Annotated in this window: 22 protein-coding genes; 9 read left to right on the forward strand and 13 right to left on the reverse strand. The window is 42.5% G+C overall.

Features of this window, described 5'->3' with window-relative positions; translation table 11 throughout:
* Positions 1 to 330 precede the first annotated feature (330 nt).
* From tnpB to MHN09_RS18495, 3 genes are all read right to left on the reverse strand, one after another.
* Complete coding sequence (gene tnpB, locus MHN09_RS18485) at positions 331 to 456, reverse strand: IS66 family insertion sequence element accessory protein TnpB (RefSeq protein ID WP_202942932.1); 126 nt, start codon at positions 454 to 456, stop codon at positions 331 to 333.
* The gene (locus tag MHN09_RS18490; protein ID WP_202942931.1) at positions 456 to 740 is read right to left on the reverse strand and encodes a transposase; all 285 of its coding nucleotides are present in this window, start codon (positions 738 to 740) and stop codon (positions 456 to 458) included. Before MHN09_RS18490 ends, tnpB begins: the two co-directional genes overlap by 1 nt.
* 69 nt (positions 741 to 809) lie before the next feature.
* Positions 810 to 1,133 carry a helix-turn-helix domain-containing protein gene (locus MHN09_RS18495; RefSeq protein ID WP_343300030.1) on the reverse strand — a complete coding sequence of 108 codons (324 nt, stop codon included), beginning with the start codon at positions 1,131 to 1,133 and terminating at the stop codon, positions 810 to 812.
* A 358-nt stretch (positions 1,134 to 1,491) separates the two neighbouring features.
* Here MHN09_RS18495 and MHN09_RS18500 point away from each other — a divergent pair, with 358 nt between their 5' ends.
* The 4 genes from MHN09_RS18500 (at position 1,492) to MHN09_RS18515 (ending at position 3,884) form a co-directional block, all read left to right on the forward strand.
* Positions 1,492 to 2,484 carry an HD domain-containing phosphohydrolase gene (locus MHN09_RS18500; protein WP_202942930.1) on the forward strand — a complete coding sequence of 331 codons (993 nt, stop codon included), beginning with the start codon at positions 1,492 to 1,494 and terminating at the stop codon, positions 2,482 to 2,484.
* Between the two features lie 84 nt (positions 2,485 to 2,568).
* Entirely contained in the window at positions 2,569 to 2,997 is a 429-nt protein-coding gene (locus MHN09_RS18505) for a winged helix-turn-helix domain-containing protein (protein WP_239241668.1), read from the forward strand.
* Positions 2,998 to 3,687 (forward strand): EAL domain-containing protein, encoded by a 690-nt coding sequence (locus MHN09_RS18510; RefSeq protein WP_239241669.1) that lies wholly within the window; start codon positions 2,998 to 3,000, stop codon positions 3,685 to 3,687.
* An 11-nt stretch (positions 3,688 to 3,698) separates the two neighbouring features.
* Positions 3,699 to 3,884, forward strand: coding sequence for a hypothetical protein (locus MHN09_RS18515; protein ID WP_202942927.1), 186 nt, complete (start codon positions 3,699 to 3,701; stop codon positions 3,882 to 3,884).
* 61 nt (positions 3,885 to 3,945) lie between these two features.
* On the opposite strand, the gene MHN09_RS18520 is transcribed toward MHN09_RS18515, so the two are convergent.
* Together MHN09_RS18520 and MHN09_RS18525 are read right to left on the reverse strand one after the other, a co-directional pair.
* Positions 3,946 to 4,221 (reverse strand): hypothetical protein, encoded by a 276-nt coding sequence (locus MHN09_RS18520; protein WP_232380375.1) that lies wholly within the window; start codon positions 4,219 to 4,221, stop codon positions 3,946 to 3,948.
* Between the two features lie 8 nt (positions 4,222 to 4,229).
* Complete coding sequence (locus MHN09_RS18525; protein ID WP_239220332.1) at positions 4,230 to 4,769, reverse strand: transposase; 540 nt, start codon at positions 4,767 to 4,769, stop codon at positions 4,230 to 4,232.
* 165 nt (positions 4,770 to 4,934) lie between these two features.
* Here MHN09_RS18525 and MHN09_RS18530 point away from each other — a divergent pair, with 165 nt between their 5' ends.
* Both MHN09_RS18530 and MHN09_RS18535 read left to right on the forward strand, forming a co-directional pair.
* On the forward strand, positions 4,935 to 5,342 hold the full coding sequence (locus MHN09_RS18530) for a S24 family peptidase (RefSeq protein ID WP_239241670.1): 408 nt from the start codon (positions 4,935 to 4,937) through the stop codon (positions 5,340 to 5,342).
* Positions 5,342 to 6,598 carry a Y-family DNA polymerase gene (locus MHN09_RS18535; protein WP_239241681.1) on the forward strand — a complete coding sequence of 419 codons (1,257 nt, stop codon included), beginning with the start codon at positions 5,342 to 5,344 and terminating at the stop codon, positions 6,596 to 6,598. Before MHN09_RS18530 ends, MHN09_RS18535 begins: the two co-directional genes overlap by 1 nt.
* A gap of 41 nt (positions 6,599 to 6,639) precedes the next feature.
* Here MHN09_RS18535 and MHN09_RS18540 read toward each other — a convergent pair whose 3' ends face one another.
* From MHN09_RS18540 to MHN09_RS18575, 8 genes are all read right to left on the reverse strand, one after another.
* Complete coding sequence (locus tag MHN09_RS18540) at positions 6,640 to 7,818, reverse strand: serine protease (protein WP_239241671.1); 1,179 nt, start codon at positions 7,816 to 7,818, stop codon at positions 6,640 to 6,642.
* Between the two features lie 106 nt (positions 7,819 to 7,924).
* Positions 7,925 to 8,734 carry a SprT family zinc-dependent metalloprotease gene (locus MHN09_RS18545; protein ID WP_239241672.1) on the reverse strand — a complete coding sequence of 270 codons (810 nt, stop codon included), beginning with the start codon at positions 8,732 to 8,734 and terminating at the stop codon, positions 7,925 to 7,927.
* A gap of 4 nt (positions 8,735 to 8,738) precedes the next feature.
* Positions 8,739 to 12,059: an HsdR family type I site-specific deoxyribonuclease gene (locus tag MHN09_RS18550; protein ID WP_239241673.1), complete on the reverse strand. Its 3,321-nt coding sequence runs from the start codon at positions 12,057 to 12,059 to the stop codon at positions 8,739 to 8,741.
* Positions 12,060 to 12,176: 117 nt separating this feature from the next.
* Positions 12,177 to 12,761: a DUF4357 domain-containing protein gene (locus MHN09_RS18555; protein WP_239241674.1), complete on the reverse strand. Its 585-nt coding sequence runs from the start codon at positions 12,759 to 12,761 to the stop codon at positions 12,177 to 12,179.
* Complete coding sequence (locus tag MHN09_RS18560; protein ID WP_239241675.1) at positions 12,746 to 13,027, reverse strand: hypothetical protein; 282 nt, start codon at positions 13,025 to 13,027, stop codon at positions 12,746 to 12,748. The genes MHN09_RS18555 and MHN09_RS18560 overlap by 16 nt, the downstream gene beginning before the upstream one ends.
* Positions 13,028 to 13,040: 13 nt before the next feature.
* Positions 13,041 to 14,276 (reverse strand): restriction endonuclease subunit S, encoded by a 1,236-nt coding sequence (locus MHN09_RS18565; protein WP_239241676.1) that lies wholly within the window; start codon positions 14,274 to 14,276, stop codon positions 13,041 to 13,043.
* Positions 14,266 to 15,786 carry a type I restriction-modification system subunit M gene (locus MHN09_RS18570; RefSeq protein WP_239241677.1) on the reverse strand — a complete coding sequence of 507 codons (1,521 nt, stop codon included), beginning with the start codon at positions 15,784 to 15,786 and terminating at the stop codon, positions 14,266 to 14,268. The genes MHN09_RS18565 and MHN09_RS18570 overlap by 11 nt, the downstream gene beginning before the upstream one ends.
* A gap of 88 nt (positions 15,787 to 15,874) precedes the next feature.
* Positions 15,875 to 16,963 carry a hypothetical protein gene (locus MHN09_RS18575; protein WP_239241678.1) on the reverse strand — a complete coding sequence of 363 codons (1,089 nt, stop codon included), beginning with the start codon at positions 16,961 to 16,963 and terminating at the stop codon, positions 15,875 to 15,877.
* Between the two features lie 141 nt (positions 16,964 to 17,104).
* On the opposite strand from MHN09_RS18575, the gene MHN09_RS18580 reads away from it, so the two are divergent.
* The 3 genes from MHN09_RS18580 (at position 17,105) to MHN09_RS18590 (ending at position 18,901) form a co-directional block, all read left to right on the forward strand.
* A complete protein-coding gene (locus MHN09_RS18580) occupies positions 17,105 to 17,716 on the forward strand; it encodes a hypothetical protein (RefSeq protein WP_044447345.1) in 612 nt (203 codons plus the stop codon).
* A gap of 307 nt (positions 17,717 to 18,023) precedes the next feature.
* Positions 18,024 to 18,251, forward strand: coding sequence for a hypothetical protein (locus tag MHN09_RS18585; RefSeq protein ID WP_239241679.1), 228 nt, complete (start codon positions 18,024 to 18,026; stop codon positions 18,249 to 18,251).
* 38 nt (positions 18,252 to 18,289) lie between these two features.
* Positions 18,290 to 18,901, forward strand: a complete 612-nt coding sequence (locus MHN09_RS18590) for a hypothetical protein (RefSeq protein WP_239241680.1) — start codon at positions 18,290 to 18,292, stop codon at positions 18,899 to 18,901.
* Positions 18,902 to 19,224: the final 323 nt, after the last annotated feature.

Genomic DNA, 19,224 nt, shown 5'->3' on the forward strand with positions numbered 1-19,224 from the left:
CACCAGCAGTAGGTGAAGCATCAACCAGATAATCCGATGAGATGCCGGTCTGTCTCACTCTCATGCAAAGGTAAGATCAACCATTTAATCCGCTTACCCTAACATCAAAAAATCTACTCCTACAGTAGATTTTGAACCTTTTTTGATAATTTATAATCAAGTCACTATAAAAGCGTATTTATTTCAAAGCCTCACGACGCGCTTTACGTGTCCGTTTTAACCGCATTTTTATGGCTTCTTTGGTCTTATTCATTTCATCAGCAATCTCTTGAAGTGGAATTCCGCTTTCAGCCATTTCCAACATCCTCTTATCCGTCTCGGGGCTATAATTTATCGTTTGGAGATTGCCTGCATGCCCAACTTGCTCTGTACCAGCGCTGCCAACCCATCAAACTGTTTACGCATATCGGCATTGCCGGTGTACAACCAAATACGCCCATTGGATAAGGGTAACATCAGGCAGCACGGTTCATCCGCAGCACCCCACCACCGGGTAATACCAGTTCAATCTCCCACGCTGAATCTATACTCTGGTTCCCGCTCGCTGGCATATCAAAAGCAAGCCAGTTATCCTGCTGCGCAAACGGTTCTCTATCATCGCTCAGCTTTTTACGCCACAGATAAAAATTTGATACTGTTAACGCATGCTGTGCACAAAATTCACTGACTGTCAGCTCGCTTTCTGCTTGCTTGTCAACCAACCTTTGCCATTGCTCACGTGTACGTCTTTTTGTTGCCATCAGTAAAGTCTCCGTTAGTAAAATCTACGGAGGCTATTTTACGGAGCAGCTAAATCTGGGGAAGGCGGCCTATATTGATCGCTTACGCTGCACATGACCATATATCCACTCGTGGCTGACAGAATAGCCAATCAACTTACCGACTCCCGCTATCTGCTCAGGGCTCCCCTTCTGTGATAATCCGAATTCAACAAACGCAATGGTCATGTCACAAAGTCGATACTTGGCTGCCAGATGGCGGCGTTTTACTGTTTTGGCATGCGCCACTTCAGGCAGATAGCGACTCTCTTTTAGACGGTTGCGTCTCACTTCTCGGCTTATGGTACTGTGACTGACATTCAACCTTTTTCCTATCTCTCGGTAACTTAAACCCTCGCGCAGATAGGCTTCGATCTAGTAACGTTGTCCCTCGATCAACTGCTTGTAACTCATGGTGCTTACTTCTGATTTTTGGCGATTTTAGAATACCACCAACAGGCAGTTGATCATCCATCACCGATTTAACCATGAGTGGTGCACTTGTTATCTGAATTCGGGGGTTGATTTTTTTACATCATAATTTAATCGCGAGAATTCCAAATTATAATTAGACTAAAGTAGCATTGATGGTTAGTGCTTAAAATATAAAATAGCGTCTTTTTTGAATTGGGAGAACGATAAAATTAACGTCTAATTATCTTATACTCAAGGATTTCAATAGCCAATGGGAAGGCAGTGCGACATTCGCTACCATAAATATGTTGCATAATTCATGTTTAAAAAAATTAAATCGTCTGACTTAAATGTCGGAGATATTGTTTTTGTATTCAAAAACTGGTTTTACACTCCATACATAACAAATTTTACAAAAGTAAGATCAAGTAAGGACATTAGAAACCTATCTGCTTACAAAAATCTCTACGTCATAAGCTCAAATAGAAAATCAAAATTAACTAAAAAAAATATCAAATTATTAAAACTAATTTTTGATGAAATAGTTAGTTCTAGATTAATCAATGAAGCGTCAGTAGTTTCACGTATCAACGCAATTGTTTCTCAAGTAATAGCAGGAAAATTTTGTCATATTACGTGCGTCGACTTAATTCGATCTGAAAACGAGCTTTTCAGACGAACATTAAAGCTCGTTTGCTTGACTGCTAGCTTTTGTAACTACATCACGCTCACTAGAAGCAAGACGCTCGAATATTGCAATGCTGCATTTTTGAGTGATATTTCTATGGCAAGGTATCCATTGTTATTGGGTTCTAGGAAGTTAGTCTCGGACTCCCAAAAACAGCTTATTCAAATACATCCTATTGAATCAGCAAAAATTGTTAATGAATCCAACTTATCTAACTCGTTGACAACACTTGTCCTCCAACATCATGAAAACTTTAATGGTACTGGTTATCCTAAAGGCTTAATGGGGCGCCAAATCAAGCTTGGTGCAAGAATTTTAAGAGTTCTAAATACCTACGAAGCAATGACTTCTGGCAGGGGGTATCGGGCCAAAAAGTCACCTTATGAAAGCATTAATGAAATGCAAAATATGGCGATTGCTGAAGTGATCGATCCCGTCATTTTTAAAAAGTTTTGTTTATTTTTGAGGCTATTTCCGAAAGGCGCATGTGTGACTGACTTAGATGGCGCGTCATATTTAGTAAAAGATATGCATGTTGAGAGTGGAAACATAATTGCCTTATCACAGCGACATAAAAAGATAAATATTATCCAAGAATTCAGAATTAAAACTCTAAATTTATAATTTTTATAATTTTTATAAACGTTTTATTCAAGACCAATATCGCTATTCTACATAATATTGTAACTCAATTGGAGTAATGAGTTTATGGCTGAACAAAGTTCAAATATCATTTTTTTCAATCGTGATGCTCAATTAAATGATACGGGAAACATGGAAAATATAGTTTCAGAAGATAACTCTTGCAATGAACATTGTTTGAAGTGTTTTTTGTATCCTAATCGTAATTTTTCTATAGAATCTTCTGTTAAATTTGAAGCTGGATTTCTATACACAAATAAGGGTACGTTCAAGCTCTCTTACTCTGCTGGTAGAGCACTGTGCCTCTTACACAGAAACATTGACGAATTTGTAAGCAAAGAACACATTATGAAGTACGTTTGGGGCAGTCTACCTAGAGTCCAAAATAATGTAAACGTTGTAGTTTCTGAACTCAGAACTGCATTGACGGGCACTAGCCTATGTATCTTAAATCAACGAAAAGTTGGTTATATGTTGACTCGGATGGATTTTTAAATGGAAATAATACTGCCTTTTAGAAGTTTCACTATTGCCAACTCAGAGTACGACTTAGCACCTAGACTAGAGGCTGTCACCAGATCAATCGGCGCTGAAAATAACTACTATGAAATCCTTACTTCTGTATTTCTATCGGAGAGCCAGTTAGATAGCCGGCAGTTTTTTTGTAGTTTTCCGAAAGTGTATTACTTCAGTTATCTCAGAGATGTACTCTCTGAAATGTCTCAGAGAGGTTTAAAGAAAGTCTCATTCAATGTAAATGAGGAATTTCTTAAGTCAGCATATCTAGCCATGTTAGTTGAGGACTTTAGAGGTTTAGAAATTGCACTAGAAATTTCAGAAACAATCGATAGTTCAGAAGAAAATACACAAGCGATCTGGGCTCTAACAGCTCATCCTAATGTATCAATTTGGTTAGACGACTTCGGCTGCGGCTTTTCTAATTTCGATACAATAGAGAAGTGTAACTTTGATGCAATAAAGATATCAAAAGAATTGTTTTGGCGCCTTTTCAACCAAGACAAAAAGTTGCTAAGTTGCCTACTTATCAATCTACGTAAGAAGGCTGGAAGCGTTATTGTCGAAGGAGTGGACTGTTTTGAAAAATATGTATTTTGCAAGGAACTAGACTTGCTAATGCAAGGCTATTTCTTTAGAGAGCAAAAGCAGAAAAAACTTGTTAGGTGAGGCTTTAACATATGCGATGTGCGAATGAAATTAGAGAGTATGTAGAAGGCAATAAGTACCTTACTGATCAAGAGTTGCGTAAGCTTCTTTCTAGATATTTAGACGGGCAATGTATGGTTTCAGCTAATGTATTATCAACGGCAGAGATCGAGTTTATTCAAAGCATGTATCTAGATAGCGGGTCTGATGAGCGTTAAACATATATTTCTTACAATATAGTATTTGTTAAGTAAGCGATCAATATGGACCGTAAGCAGTCTAATTCAGGTCGTTGACAGGTTTCACCAATCCAGCGGCCACCTTGTACTGACGTAGTTTATCTTCAGATGCCACGATAATGGTTTTGCGGTTAAGTTTTAGGGCAATCCCGAAGATTGTCCCATCAGGCCCTTCGATAGTCACTTTCATACCGGGTCGAATACGCGCAATAGCTTCTCGCTCTTGTTGGGCGCGTATTTGGTCAATGCGTTGACAGACCATGTCATTGAGCTGGTACAGCTGTTCCAGAGTGAGGTCGTTGATGTTGATGTTCATGTTCGCGCTTAATTTCGGTGTTGTTGTACATCGGATGTGAGTGGCGTATCGGCAAGCTTATCTTTCCACACTCTGGGGGTGAGGTCTAGAACGTCTTTGGCCGGATGCAGTGCTACACGCTGCAATACATCCACGAGGTAGTGGTAGGGATTGATGCCTTGCAGGCGGCAAGTCACCATCAGGCTTTGCAGTATGCCCAGTTGTTCAGCCCCGAGTTCAGACCAACAGAACAAGTAGTTTTTTCTCCCCATGGGGATTACCCGCAATGCCCGCTCAAGATGATTGGTATCCATGGGTAAAGCAGGATTGCTCAGGAACACCTTGAGTTGGCTTTTTCGTTCATGCGCATAATGGAGTGCCTTGGCGAAGGGAGACTTGGGGAGTAAATCAGTGCGCTGTCGTTGTTGATAAACCCACCGGAAAAAGTCAGTAACGAGTGGCTCACTGTGTTGTTGCCGGTAGGCATAGATATCGGCCAGGTTTAATTGTTTATACCTGATGTGTTTTCCATGCTCGTATTTTCCATATTTTCTTCCTTTCCAAAGCATGTATACCATAAACTAATGTGTTAATTTTTATGTTTTAACCGACAAAATGTAGCGCTCACAAGGTATTACTTAGATCATTTTTCACATGAAATAAACGAATGTAATTTGACGGCTATCATCGATTGAAAATACAATAACTGTACATTTATACAGTTATATGGTTTTATGAAGGTTATCCCAGTAAAAGCGCAAGCAGGGTTAGTAGGATTTGAAAGCCCTGCTGCTGAATACATTGAAATGGAATTGAGTTTAGACGAGCTACTTATCGACAAACCCTCTGCCACATGGGTAGGCGTAGCGCAGGGGAATTCAATGGAACTGGATGGCATTTTTGATGGCGACATTCTTATTATCTCAAGAGCGCAACAAGTGAAGCATATGTCCATCATCGTGGCTGTGTTAAATGGAGTGTTTTGCTGCAAGAAAATTGATATGGAGCGAAGGGCCCTTATTTCGTCTCAGATTGGTGCCAAACCCTATTTCATCAAAGAAGGGGATGACTTCTCACTCGAGGGCGTGGTGACCCGTTCGGTTAGGATCCACACGCCTCTCAATAAGAAAATAGGGGCATGATGTACTTTCTCTGCGATGCGTCTGGCTTTTACAGTAGTGCTGAAAAGGTTATGCGACCTGATCTTAGAAATAAGCCCGTCGTCACCCTTAGCAATAACGACGGTTGCATTGTCGCAGTTTGCCCTATTGCCAAAAAGCTTGGCATTAAGAAATTTGTTCCATACTTCCAAGTTAAGGAACTGATTAAAAAGCATGGCGTAGTAGTGACCAGTTCTAATTACGAACTTTATCACTCGCTTAGTACCAAGATGATGGATACTATCAGCCAATTCGCTGATGATATTTATGTTTATTCCATAGATGAACTGTTTGCCCGCTTTGATACGCGCCTTTCCCATGACAGTTGGCTTGATTTAGGAAGAGATATCAGGCGTACAGTATGGAAAGAGGTTCGCTTACCAGTTGGGGCAGGCGGGGGGATAACTCCCACACTTGCTAAAGCAGCCAGTCATGCCGCAAAGCGCCTACCTGGCTACAATGGTGTCGCTGTCATAGACAGCGAGCTAGAGCGTATCAGCATACTCAAACAAATGGACGTCACGGACGTCTGGGGAATAGGAAACAGGCTAGGGCGAAAATTAAACCTACTTGGTATTCATACTGCCCACCAGCTATCAGTTCAATCACCGGCACGTATGAGGAAACAGTTTTCTATCCTTGTGGAAAACACCGTGAGGGAGCTTAACGGCGAAATTCGAATCAAGTGGGATGACGTCAGGCCCGACAAGCAACAAATATATAGCACACGGACTTTCGGCGCCCGGGTAACTGATAAGAGAGACTTACATAAAGCCTTAGTGGGACATTGTGAGAGCGCTATGCGTAAACTACGCAGGCAAAAAAGTTTAACTAAAGCGATGACTGTATTTGCCTCTAACTCGCCACACGACGATACCGCTTATTACCGCAAGTCGATTTACCACCCGTTTCCGGTCCCCACAATGGACACACGGATTGTTACGAACGCACTCCCTGCCATTATCGACAAAATATTTAAGCCAGGCGTATGCTTTTACCGGTGTGGAGTAGGTATTGTAGAAATCATACCGGCTGCAAACTATCAAGCTGACCTCTTTAGTTTGAATGATGATAACCCAAAGCTGATGAACGTACTTGACGCCGTCAATGATAGATATGGCAAAAGTACCCTTCAGGTGGCTTCAAAAGGGTTTGATAAAAAACATGAGATGAAAAGGCAGTTTTTAACAAAGCGCGCAACTACACGCTGGAGTGATGTGCCACAAATCAAATGCTGATGGCGATAATATTTAAGAAAAATAAGAAACGCGTTCGACGCTCAGTGTGAGTGTTTTAAAATATACTGCAGTAGACGGTTGGCGCCACCTTGGGCGTTAACCGTCTCTTCTTTTCTTAATAGCTCTATTGGCATGATAGTCGTTATGTATGAGTGCAACTCTCTAAGGCTATAGTAGAGTTGGTTATTGGTTACTGTTGACTCACAGTAAGCGTTAAGTGTGGCCTTATATTTATCCTTGACTGGGAGCCACTCGTCACTCTCACCAAATTCAAATAAGACTTCGCTTTTATTAGGCCCATGTACTCGTGTGTATAAACTTTTGTCGGTTTTGTTCTTGCAATCAAACAACGACTCAAATTCAAACTCTGCAAACCTGCTGACCGCATCGTTTTCATAGCTAATTACCCTAGCGCCCCCGTTGTACCTGAGATAATTCCCTTCTTTTTTCACCGAAGCAGGATCAAACAGGTCAATTTGTACTGTTAAGCCATCATCTAAATGTGACATCCCTATTATTGCTTTGCCACCCAATAAGGGAGCCTCGTCGAACAAACTGAAAAAACTGCTACTTTCGTTGTTTAACTCATGGGAGATAGCTTCTATAGAAAGACCAAACCCCATGCTAGTTTCATCCCTATGCCTGGACGTTATTATTCCAATTAAATCCCCGCTTTTAGAGAATAAGGCCCCGCCACTAGAGCCAGGAGAAACAGCAGCCGTGTGCTGAATTATATTTCCGCGAATTGAAGATATAATCCCATCAGTTATCGACTGGTTGAACCCAACAGGATTGCTTATGACGTAAACTTCCTGGCCTGCATCGATATCAAAAGAAAATTTGAATGGTTTTAATGGAAGGTCTTTTCCCTTGGTGTCAATAGAAACAAAGGCAAGATCTTGGTTCCTACTTAGCTCAGCAGATACGACATTGTACCTTTCATTTCCCACAAGAACTATTGCTTGACTCCCTCCCTTGACAACGTGAGCGTTAGTCATAAACATATTGTTAATTGCGTATATCGCTGTACCTCTCACCACTTCTACATCCATGCCGTTTTTAACGACAATCTCAACTATGTTATTTTTATATTCTTTGTATATAGTCACTGCATCTTGTGCACTGACGGAGTTAATAAAAAACAGCTGAAAGAAAAAAAGCATACTAAGCAAAGTGGTTGGTCGTGTACTCATATAATTAATAACTCCGTTTATTTCCATGTTCATATGCCCTAAGGTGAAGGCTTCACTTAACTAGTGTATTTGCTTTCTCAAAGTTTGTTTCCAAATTAGTAATACGCTTTTTGCCAGCTATTTTTGTTGGTTGCTAATCATTAAGGTACAACTCAGCCATTCCGTCTAACTGACTTTTTACTTGTTTCCAGTTGGGCATCACCTGTGTAAGCAAACGCCAAAACTTCTCACTGTGATTGTGTTCAGCGATATGACACAGCTCGTGCAAAACAACATAGTCAATGCACTCTTTTGGCGCTTTGATAAGGTGCGGGTTAAACAATAAACTGCCGCTTGCCGAGCAACTGCCCCACTGCTTTTTCATCTCCATGATTCGAAATGACGGCGTTTCTTTTACCCACGGTGTTTTTATCACCATTTGCGAAATTCGCTCAGACAACACCTGTTGAGACTTATCCGCGTACCAGCGTTTAAGTAACCCTTTCACCTTCGCTTGCCGAGACATTTCTGCGTCATACAACGCAGCGCTGACTGTCACCTGAAGCTTTCCTCGATATAGCTTGATGTCCGAACGCTGCGTTTCACTGGGGCTCACTTTCAACACATAGCGACGCCCAAGGTAAAACTGAGTCTCACCACTGACATATTGTCTTGGCAACACCATGGACTGTTGTTCGGCAAACTGCTGTAGATTGTCCCAAATCCAACGGGCACGTTTTGTCACGATTTGATGAATATCATCATTCGAGGCGTCATGAGGCGCTGTCGCCACAACCCTAAGGTCTGGGTGTACCTTTAAGGTGACCTTTCTGCGGGGCGACGTAGAGTCTGCCTGCAACTTGCGCCTGATAATGTCGTATTCAATACGCTCATCACCGTAATGCAATACAGAAGATTCATTGTTGTGGCTGCCTATACGGGCTGCGAGGTGCTTTTGTGTCACGGTATCACTCTTTAGATAACCCAGTACGTGTTATGCGTATTATTTCCTCAACCATTAACGTGGCATCTTCTAGTCCCACTTCATGAAATAAAAGCGGAAGCGTTTTATTGTGTATTGCGTTTTCAATTTCCGACGGCGTAATAGAAAACTCTGCCACTGCGTCTTTAACAATGTTATCAATGTCAAAGGCCAGCGCAACACGGGTGTCTTCATCAAGGTGAGGCTTATCGTTAAGTGTATCGCCTAAGACATGGGCAAAGAGACCGTAATACGCTTGTGCATGGCGATTACGTTTACCTGTTTCATCCACAAAGCGGTCTGGAATGTCAGCGACCTTGCGTTGTGCTACATCGTTTTCCAGCTCAGCAAACATCAAATATTGTTTGACGGGCGAATCAAACATCGCTCGCGCGTCTTCGATGGCTTGCTTTAACAGTTTAGAGAAGTGGGCCTGTGCATAAGGGTCGTCAGCGAGATCATCTTGTATCATCTTTGTCACGCGCCCGGTGATTTTATCCGTCTGATTTCGCGCTTCATCGTCGGACATTTTTTCGGGTTCGCGGGTCTTACCCATTTCGCCAATAAGATATACGCCATCCGATTCCGTGATCTCAACACCTGAAATGTGTCTGTCTAGAAGTTGCCTGATATCTTCGGCATATGCATCATAATTGACCGTTTCTTCTGAGAGCTCTTTGACCTTTTGACGTATCTCGACAAACGCTTTCAAATCGCGCTTGTATAGGTCACGGGTTTTATCAAACGACTTATCGTCAAAGTATGACGCCGATTGTAATGCGACTTTCATGCAATTGGAGAATGCAGTGAGTGCGGCGTAGAAATCTTGGCGCTTTTTTAAGTTAGTGTCAGTCAGTTGGCCATCAATATCTTCAATTTTGGGTGACAATGCCTGACTCAGTGCAGCAGGCTGTTGTTTGTTTTTGACACCATCAAATATCGCCCAGACGTCGCTGTGTAATGTGGGGAGTTTTTTATACTCGGTTTCCATTGAGCTATAGAGCCCTTGGATATCTTCAATGTCAAAGCCGCCTTGGGTACGCTCAGCGAGGTCTTGATACTTTTCAATGGTGGTATCCAATTCTTTGAGGATGCCGCGATAGTCGATGAGGTAGCCAAAGTCTTTGTCTTGATACAGGCGGTTCACTCGTGCAATGGCTTGGATGAGATTGTGCTCTTTTAAGGGCTTATCTATATACAGCACCGTATTTTTAGGCTCGTCAAAGCCCGTCAGGAGCTTATCCACCACAATCATGATGTCTGGACCGTCTACATGACTGTAATCTTCTATGATGGCTTTGGTGTAGGCTTTTTCATCCATCTTACCGATGTTGTCCTTCCACCAGTTTTGCACGATGTCTTTGCTTTCTTGGTCAACCGCTTCATGACCTTCGCGGGTATCCGGTGGAGACATGGCCACAACGGACGTCACCCGCCCCAACTTATCTAATGCTTTTTTATAGCGTATGGCTGATGCTTTGGAGTCACAGGCAAGCTGCCCCTTCAATCCTTTGTATTTAAAGTTCTGGAAGTGCTCAGAAATGTCGTAAGCAATCAGGCGAATGCGGTCTTCGGTTTGGTATACCTGTCCTTTTTGTGAAAACTTCTTCTTTAAATCAGCTTTTTGCTTATCGGATAGCGTTTTGGTGCTTCGTTCGAACCAGGCATCAATGGCTTTATCCTGCACGGCTAATTCAGGGATGCGTTCTTCATACAATAAGGGCGTGACAGTTTTATCCTCTACCGCTTGCTGCATGGTGTAAGAGTGAATGATTTTACCGAACTTGTTCTCTGTTTTATCGTCTTTCAATAATGGTGTACCGGTAAAAGCTACAAAGGCCGCATTAGGCAGGGTTTGCTGCATGCGGATATTGTTTTCGCCGTTTTGACTTCGGTGGCCTTCATCCACCAGCACAAGAATATTCGGACTATCGTTAAAGCATTCTGCGTGCTTTATGGCAGAGCCGAATTTGTTGATAATGGAGAAGATAACGCGTTCGTTGCCTTGACCGATTTGCTGCGCAAGTCGTTTGCCTGATGTGGCCATGGCATCTTTTTTATCTCTGTCAGTTAACACGCCACCAGATGCAAAGGTACGACTCAGTTGGTCCTCTAGGTCCACACGGTCTGTAACAATAATTACGCGACATTGCGCAAGGGCTTCAAGCCATATCAGTGCTTTAGATAAAAACACCATGGTAAATGACTTACCACTGCCCGTAGTGTGCCAAATCACACCGCCTTCACGAGAGCCGGACTTATCAAACGAACTAATACGCTCTATCAATGCTTTGATACCAAATACCTGCTGGTACCGCGCCACAATCTTCCCCGCTTTTTTATCGAAAAGCGTGAACAGGCGACTCATTTCAAGCAGACGGTCTGGCCGTAATAGGCTGACAAGCAGTCGGTCTTGGTCCGTTACCGCGAGCTCACCTGCATTCAATAAGGACAAGAATTCAGCTTTTACGTGTGCTGGGCGATGGTTAAGCAGTAAATCGAGCTTATCTTGAGTAAGCGGTTTATTGATGAGGGCGCTAAATTCAGTCTCGGTTATCAGTTCTTCTTTCCACTTTGCCCAGAACTTTTCTTTCGTCCCGGTGGTGCCATACAAGCCGTCATACCCATTAATGGAAAGCAGCAATTGGCTGTATGCGAATAAATGTGGAATTTCATCGTGCCCCTGATTGCGTAAATGCTGTGAGATACCGGCTGACGTGGTGAGCTTTCCTGTCTTTGCATCATTAGGCCGCTTAGCCTCAATAACCGCTAATGGTAAGCCATTCACGAAGCACACGATATCGGGAATGCGTCGCCCGGTAGCAGGGGCGGTTTGTACCACATACTCTTCCGTGAAGTGAAATGCGTTTTCTGTGAGCGTATTCCAATCAATTAACTTTATTGTGGGCGAGGCTTTTTTGCCGTCAATAAACTCGGTAACACTCACCCCGTACATGAGGGCGTCATAGATGTTCTCATTGGCCGTCAGTAGCCCTAAGTTCATCGCAGGGCTAAGTTGGTAGATGACTTTATCAATAGCTGCTTCAGATAACGGGTACGTTTTTCCCTGAAAGGAAAAGGTTTGCTTGGCTAAAAATTGTCGCAAAATAGGAAGCAGGATGACTTGCTGGGTACTTTTATTGGTATCGCCTGATAAGTTGCCTCTGAGTGTCTCGCACTCAGCAGGAGGAATGAAGGTATAGCCCAAATTGGTCAGCAACGTGAGTGCGGGAAGTTTTGCACTAAATTCTTCGTTGAAGTTGGCTGCCATTCTGCGGTTGTCTTCCATTACGTCTATTCTCTCCATTTGTTAGCGCTTCAGAGATGTAGCTTATGACTTTAAGATACCAAGTCCTTGCTATGAAGGCGAGTACATTACCGACGAAGAACTACTGAAGTAACCTCCACTTGCTTGCGCCTAGTTTTAACGCTCAGCCAAGGAAAGCGTTCTGCCCTCATACTCATGCAGCGAAATGCCTTGCTCTGTTTTCCAGTCAACCCAGCCGTTTGAGGAACCCAGTAACAGAAAGCCGGATGCGCCACTGGGCGTTTTAAACAAGTAATCACGCTCAAACACAATGTGACTGCCTGATAGCGAGATAACACCTTTGCTTAGTAATTTTTCGCGAATTTCTACCATGCGTTTATCAGTTTTACGCTTAGTGACATAAGGCGCCGTCGAGCCTTTCAACACCACCATACCTTCATTGGTATAGATACCCTTGGCCTTCACCGAAGCGCGATTACACACAAATACTTGTTCAGTTTGGGTAGGTGGTTGGTCAGTCAGTGGTTCAAACAATGGATAACCCAATGTCGCTAACAACAAACTACCAATCTCATGGATTTCATCGCAATCAGCTTTAAGCGGAATAGGCGTATGGGGCTTTTGTCCGCCATTACCGTTTAATAGCTCGTAACGCTGGCACTGACGCGCCTTTTCAATCGATAGCGATTCCAAATACAACTCATGAATTTGAGTGAGGTTGTTGGTCAGTGACACCAGCACCAACGCACGTTCCCAGTCTTTTTTTCGTCTTTGTGATGCTGAGGCCTTGCGCCTACATCGCACGACTGTCCAATATACAGCTCGTCTTTGCTATCGCCAGACACTAAGAAGTAAAGCCCAACCTGCTTAGCTTCTGGCATTTTGACAAATTCAGCGATGTCACTGCGCGGCACTTCAATCACGCGGATAATCGAGGTGGTTTGCTCCGCAATACGGATACCCGGAGGGTCACCCGTCGGCAAAAAGATTAGGATGGTGCGGGGCATTTTTTTTGCGGAATCATGCGGCAGCCTCATCGTCCACCTTGACTCTGCGCTTGCCTGTTAACAATTGCTGCATCAAGGCTTTTTTCTCTTGTTTTAAGTCAGCTAGCTGTTGTTCTAGTAATTCGATTTCTTGGTCAGCGTTTATAAGTACGGAGGCAATTTTTTGTTGTTCGTTGTAGGATGGAATATAGACTTTGAAGTTACTTAATACTTCTTTCGTAATAGTCTTAATCGTACCACCCGGAGCCTTTGTTTTTTCAATCTCAAATAGCTCCTGTATTATGAAAGCGAAAAAGACTTTATCCATAGGAACAATAAATTCTTGGAAAAGCAAAACGGTTCTGTCTACGTAAGCGTCATATTGCGTTATAGCTACTCTACCAATAGACCCTTGTAACGACACAATAACCGTTTCTTTTGGAATGAATACACTCCTATCAATAGCAGCATCACTGATTTTGATCTTGGTATCTGGTTTTAGCTTCATATTCTTATCGATATCGTAAACTTGGATAAATGGATATCCATTAACTTCATCGACCCACTCAGGATTACCATAGGGCTGTGGAAAACTGCCTCTTCTATATTTAGCAAGCTTCTCTAAAGTAATCTCTTCCCACTCACCTTGAAACGGTGTACCTGATTCATCAAGCAGGCGCTTTTTGCCCGTGAGCAGTTGTTGCATGAGGGCTTTTTTCTGCTGTTTGCTGTTGTCGATTAGGCGCTCGGTGGTGCTAATCGCTTTATCCCAAGTGGATAGGATTTTGGCGATTTTGCGTTGTTCAGGAATAGTGGGGAAGTTGATCTTAACTGCATATACCAATTCACTACTAATATTAGTTACAACACCTCCAGCAGCAAGCCTCTTGTATTGCCTTTGCACCAATTCACTACCCAAAACTTGTATTAAAAATTGCTTATCTAAGTGTGATTCATATTCTCTTATAACAAACCAGCCATCATGGATGTAGCCATCAATGTTTAGAATGTATGGTTTTCCGTAGCTCATAGAGTTCGAAAGGATAATTTCTCCTTTACTAACCTTTCTTGACTTTTTCGCACCCTCTGGCGTAATTTTTTCTTTAGTCTGATTTATGAATGAGTCATCACCTTTAGTATCGCCAATTTTAATCCAATTCACCCCTTCATCACTTTCAGTTATGAAATTAACAATTGGCCTTGGTGAGCTACCTCGATCTAGTTTTAATACTTGCTTAAAAAGTTTGTGTGACCATCCATTAGGCACCATAACCCAACTCCTTCAAGTAACCTTCCATTTCTGTTTCAAGGGTTTGCAGCTCGCTCTTAAGCTGCACACGCTCAGTGCGCACCGCCACTAAATCAATCTCAGCTTCTTCTTCAAAGGTATCAACGTATCGAGGAATGTTGAGGTTAAAGTCGTTTTCTTTAATTTCATCGAAACTGGCGAGATAGGCGTATTTATCAACGCTTTCACGCGCTTTGTAGGTATCGATGACTGTCTGAATGTTTTCTTCGGTTAATTGGTTTTGGTTTTTGCCTGACTTAAACTCACGGCTGGCATCAATAAACAATACGTTTTTGTCCGTTTTGTGCTTTTTGAAGACCAAAATGGCGGCTGGGATGCCGGTACCAAAGAACAGCTTTTCTGGCAGGCCGATGACGGTATCTAGCAAATTTTCTTCAATTAATTGTTGACGAATTTTGCCTTCGCTTGATGCTCTGAATAGTACGCCGTGCGGGACAACTACTGCCATTCTGCCCGTTTCAGGCTTGAGCGTTTCAATCATGTGAGTAATAAACGCGTAGTCACCTTTAGTCTTTGGCGGAATGCCTCTACGGAAGCGGCCAAACGGGTCGTTACTGGCATCATCATGGCCCCACTTATCCAAAGAAAAAGGAGGATTAGCGGTGACCACATCGAAGTGCAATAAGCCTTTACCGTCTTTATCTAACAGGAGTGGGTTACGTATAGTATCACCCCATTCGATTTTGTGGTTGTCCTCGCCGTGAAGAAACATGTTCATCTTAGCTAGGGCCCATGTCGAGCCAATAGCTTCTTGTCCGTACAATGCGTATTTTTTTGAACCTGAATTTTTGCGTACCATAGCGCCACATTTTAAGAGCAATGAACCACTTCCTGTGCAAGGGTCGCAAATATCATCGCCTTCAACCGGCTCTAAAACAGTTGCAAGAAGCGTCGAGACCTCTGGGGGCGTATAGTACTCACCAGCGGTGGCGCCACTGCCAGCAGCAAAGTGTTTGATAAGGTATTCATAGGCATTACCGATGATATCAAGGCTGCCCACGCGCTCTGTGCTTAGGTTTAATATGTCCTTACCAAAATCTTCTAATAGATGACGTAGCAACTCATTTTTTTGTTTTTCTTGGCCTAAGCGGTCTGTATTGAAACTGATGTCTTGGAAGACGTTTTTAAGCTTACTGCCGTTCGCTTCTTCAATCGCGTGCAGGGCTTTGTCGATACGCTCACCATTGCCGGGCTCATAGCGTTTTTCATATAAATCCCAAAAGCTTGCGCCTTCAGGTAACACAAAACGTTGCTTCGACATCATGGCATGAATGAGCTCAGGGTTATCACCGTATTGCTTTACTAGACGGTTATAGTCATCCTTATACACGTCCGAGATATACTTTAAAAAAAGCATGGTAAGAATGAAGTCTTTATAGGTATCGGCACTGATAACGCCACGGAACGTGTCACAAGCCGACCATACGGCTTTGTTGATATCGTCCTGATTGATTTGCATAGAGGTACTCATGGTGTAAATCTTTTCCTTTTGTTTTTAGCGGACGAAGACTACTTCGTCGATATGTTTTGTTCAATGATACTCATGAAAAGGAGTCCTGCTACTTTTCCGACATAAATGATTTAAGTGAAGGGTCGGCCACCAGCCAGACCCCCCGAGATTCGTTATAAATAAGGTCCTGTTCAGCCAAGCGTGTCAACGCTGCGCCAATCAGTGGATTACTGGGGCGTTTACCTAGTTCAGATTCAAGCATACTTTTCGTTTCATCCGTGTACAGTCCTTTGTTCCAGTCCTTGGCTAGTAATTTGAGTAGAGTTTTATCGAGCGGATTGAGTTGCTCAATGGACTTAGCAAATTCACTGCGCTCATTTAATAAGTAACGCTGGTCATGCTCATCAAAACCTACTTGTATATCATATATCCCTTCAAGCGCCATGAATTTAAGCATTTCAGAGAACCGAGCTGGATGAAACTGTTGTTGCGTAAAAATTGAGAAAGCTAATTCCTCATCGAGTTCACGTCCACCGGTGACAGATTTAAAAACCCCCAGCTGGTGAACGACGAAATCTCTATCCAATTGTGGGAAAGGAATAGTCTGGCTTGCATCATAAAAAGGGGCTTTGGTGTTTTTAAATAGCTTATTAAGCCCTTCCTGTGATGAGCCGGTGAAAATGGCCTTTATCTTGTTATCACTTCGCGCTGTCATGAAGCTTCGTAAGGCCGCGGTAAAGTTTGCATAGTCAGCAGACGTCGCAAGATGCTGAACCTCATCAAGCAATAATAGGATGGGCGTGTCATGGGTATTAAGCGCATCAAAAACCGAATGCAGGGTAGGGCGCTGTGAACTCATGGCATTTGCTTCCGCTTTAACTGTTACGCCCGACGATGAAACAGCAGGTGTGAACTTAAGCTTTGCCAGGATTTTCGAAAACATATTCCGACGTGATTCAAGCGTGGTCGTGACGGCATCAATAAAGGCATTCTGGGGCGAGTCTTTGTCTGACCAGAAGTCTATGTATATGGGTAACACATCAATCTTGTCGCAGGCAGGAATAACGTCACGCGTGATAAACTGTGTTTTGCCACGCTTGCGAGGTGCAAAAAAGGTAACCCTCTCAAGAAGCCCTTGTTGCATACCTTGCAGTATGTAGTCACACAGTTTGTGCCGAGGGTAGTGCCATCTGTCCATTGCTTTATAACCTTTTTCACCTTTAACTTATAATTATATATTTTAAATATAAAGACATATAAAGCTAGCAGTTTCGATACTTTTTTTACAGCCTTTTCGAATGCTAATATGAAGTCACTAAATATCTGTTAGGGTGAATAAATGATTCAACTCTCTCACATAGGCGAAGGGCTACTTGCTAAGATGCTTGAAGAATCTAAGAAGGTTCAGAAAACAGTTTGCGGCGATTACGTATCCTTTAAAGGGCACAGTTCTTTCATCCCTGAATTACGCCTAAATAAATGCGGCAACTATGGTTTTGATGGAGTCCATAAGATCGATGTAGCGGTACTTAACCACGAAACCGGTATTTGCTATCCCATTGAAGCTAAGTTGGGATTCGATCGTTTGGGGAAAAACGAATTCGAGAAAAGGTTTCTTAGTAAGTGTGGAACATCCCATAGAAATACACGGATTAAAGGCAGTATGATCTCAATTCTAGAGCGTAAACTTCCCTCAGAGACCACCAGCAAGGAGCTTACAGTATCATGGGACGGACGTGAGTTCATGGTATCGCACTCATGGGCACTTATCACTAGAAAAGCCATTATCGATAGATGGAAGATCTCGGGCCCACCTCGATTATCAAAGAACTGTCAGGTTTTCGAGTTCGAGTCTCTCGTCGAAAATTATGGTTCAAAGTTTGATTTTAATGCGCTAATAGGGCGGTTGATAAGCATTGATTACTACACCGAGTGGCGATGTAGAACATAGTAATAAGGTTTTTAGACACGACGTTAACAAGCCATAAGATTATTCATTATATGACTGTTACCCCCTAAAATTTCCTCATTATGCTACTTTAGTGTATAACGTCGCTGATAGAACACTGCCTATTGTGGAAAAGCATGAAGCGCAGAATTATATAGGCAACCATAGCACCGCCTAAAAGCTCAGATGCCCATCAGAGCCTAGGTTACAAGGACAAAGTACCGATGCGATGAAATAGTAGTACTTCGCTTTATAAAAAACCTCACTGAACATCGATACTATTAAAATAACTAATAAAAGGGATTTTAACGTGGCAACAATAAGAGACCAATCAAAAAAAATATCAAGCCTGCTATTAGATACTGATTTAATAACAATGGGAAAGGGCATTCTCAAGTGGGCAGTTGTCCCAATATTGACAGTAATTCTGCTTAGCATTGGATATGAAGCGTATGATGAAGTCAGAGGATTAAAGTACTGCAGAGATGAAGGTGTATCTGAAAGTAAATGCGACTACTTCTTAAAATATGGTGACTAAAATAGTTTACATATCGCAGTAATGAAAAGGATAGTTCTTTGAGTAGAAAAAGAGCACTAAGACTGGTTCTTGCTGAAGCTGGAGCCCATGCAGCCATAGAAGCGCAGGAAATGACAGGAAAATCAATAAACGATTTGCCTGAATACTTTTTGTCGGTATTTATTGCCCGACATGTCCATCAGCACTTCAAGACGTTTACCTTTTCTATGGAAGATACTGTAAAGGCAATCTGTGCATCAGAAGAAATAGATGAGGCACTAATATCTCGACCCGGTAAAGTGGATATTGTGGTGCGCTCGCAGCGAACAGGAAACATTAGGCATATTATCGAGCTGAAGCGGAGCTATAACGTAGAAGGCCATATTGCAGACATAGTAAGATTAGCAGAGTTTGCACTGGCTGCTCCAGCAGGACACCCGTTAGAGCGAAACTTTATCGTTATGATGGCTGCCGCCTCAGAAAGTGCGTCAGAGGCGCGCTGGGGGAGAATGTGCGAACTTATCAAAAATCAATTCAACGATAAAATTTCATTAATCTGTACGCCGATTTCACTTGATGAGGAAATGCTCAGCACCCGAGAGGGACGTACAAACGATAAACCACTGATGGGTGAGGTATGGGAAGTAAGGTATGAAGATGAAAATTGCTAAAAATTATCATTAAATCAGCTAGAGATTATTATTTTTTGTGTTTCAACTTGAAGACGAGAACGTATACTAGCCAAAGAAAAACAGCCCATGAAATAATAAAACCGACAAGCAACTTAGACATATGCTCCCAAATAATATTTTTCACCACAATAGACTCTGCAGCGTTACTGGGGTTTACGTGAATTTCGATTGGAACGTCATCGGCACACAATTCTATTTTTTTCGAGCCTGTAACAGATTCTGTGTAACTGCCATTAGTTAATGTGCTTTTCGAGGCGTTCCTCGAACTCGATAATAAAACGACTCATAGCCTGACGCCAGTT

Source organism: Alteromonas sp. MmMcT2-5 (genome assembly GCF_022348315.1).
GTDB classification, from domain to species: domain Bacteria; phylum Pseudomonadota; class Gammaproteobacteria; order Enterobacterales; family Alteromonadaceae; genus Alteromonas; species Alteromonas macleodii.